The sequence below is a fragment of the Psychrobacter sp. T6-1 genome (assembly GCF_052258445.1).
Genome location: NZ_JBQQFC010000424.1, coordinates 1 through 1595, shown reverse-complemented (window position 1 = coordinate 1595; position 1595 = coordinate 1). Strand labels below are relative to the sequence as shown.

The 1595-nt window shown below is 52.5% G+C and carries 1 protein-coding gene; it reads left to right on the top strand.

All coding sequences use genetic code 11. From position 1 onward, the window contains the following. Positions 1-1595 (top strand): transglutaminase family protein (locus tag ACTXGO_RS13460; RefSeq protein WP_443574876.1); only part of this gene is annotated, 1595 nt, incomplete at both ends.

Below are 1595 nucleotides of genomic sequence, written 5' to 3'. Positions count from 1 at the left end.
CATCTACCGCTGTGGCTTGTCGGTTTTGCTGCCGTAAGTATCATCGCTCAATTACCGCGCGTCAAAGCCAAATTTAGCAGTACTCGTTATTTTAAGCGCCTCTATCAAGGGGTGCAAATGCTCGGCTTCTTATTAGGGCTGGTAGGATTGTGGCTGACTTATAACACCGCCTTTGGTCTCGATATGGGCGTGGCATTTTTAGTATTGTGTTTGGTCAGTAAACTGTGGGAGCTATACAAGCGCCGCGATGCTTATGTGGTGCTTAATTTATCACTATTTGTATTGGCTGCGCTGTTTTTGATGGATCAAGGACTGCTGACAACCTTACAAGTCATCTTAGGCACTCTCGCTGTCTTGCTAGCGTTTATTGCGCTCAACGACGACGGTAATCAGCGCGGTGATGGTCGTATGCGTACGCTTGGCGTGTTAGGCCTTGGCGCGCTGCCGCTACTGGTCGTGCTATTTTTATTCTTCCCCCGTCTGCCGCCGCTGTGGTCGGTACAGCTCTCAGGGCAGCAAGCGACGACGGGTGTCTCTGACAGTATGTCGCCGGGCGACTTTGCCAATCTAAGTCAATCAACGGCGCTGGCATTTCGCGTCGAATTTAAAGAGGAACGTCCGCCGCAAGAAGAGCTGTACTGGCGCGGCCTTGTGTTTAGTAATTTTGATGGGATTACTTGGCGACCCAATCAAAGCCGTCAGCAGTGGCAATGGGAGTCTGCTCGGCAGATGCCGCCATGGCTCATCAATGCCTTCGCTACTGCTGCCGATGCGACCAAATTAGCCCCTGTCACTTATGAGATCATCCTAGAACCCACCCAGCAGCGTTGGTTATTTGGTCTCGATTATCCTTTTACTCAGCAGCAAAACACATCGGTCACCTCTGATTTTACTTTACTCAAAGATGAGCCTGTGACTCAGCAGCTACGCTATGATGTGCTGCGTTATGCGCCGATGCGTATCGACCCTGTATTGAGTGATAATGATAGACGTATCAATCTTGCACTACCAAACGACGGTAATCCCAAATCGCGTGCGCTTGCCCAGCAGCTATTTGCCCAAGCTGGCTCAGACCCAGTGCGCTATATGAGTGCTATTGAGCGCTGGATCAATCAAACTGAGTTTCGCTATACGCTCGCGCCGCCGCGCCTGAATCAAAACCGTATTGATGGATTCTTATTTGATACCAAAGCTGGATTTTGTGAGCACTATTCCTCGAGCTTTACCTTTATGCTGCGCGCTGCGGGTATCCCTGCTAGGGTAGTGGCAGGCTATCAAGGTGGCGAGCCGAGTCGCGGCGGTAATGTCTGGGAGGTACGGCAAATGGACGCCCACGCTTGGACGGAGGTATGGCTGGCAGGACAAGGCTGGGTGCGCGTGGATCCGACGGCCTTTGTTGCTCCTGAACGCGTCGAGCAAGGTATGGATGCACTGACACAGTCCCGAGGCGCGGCAATGTTCGGAGACGGCGCGGGCGCTCAGCTGAGCTATCAGCAGTATCAAGTGCTCCAGTCGCTGCGGCGCTTATCCGATCAAGCAAGCTACTACTGGCAAAAGGACATCGTCGGCTACGATCAGGATAGTCAAGCCAGCTC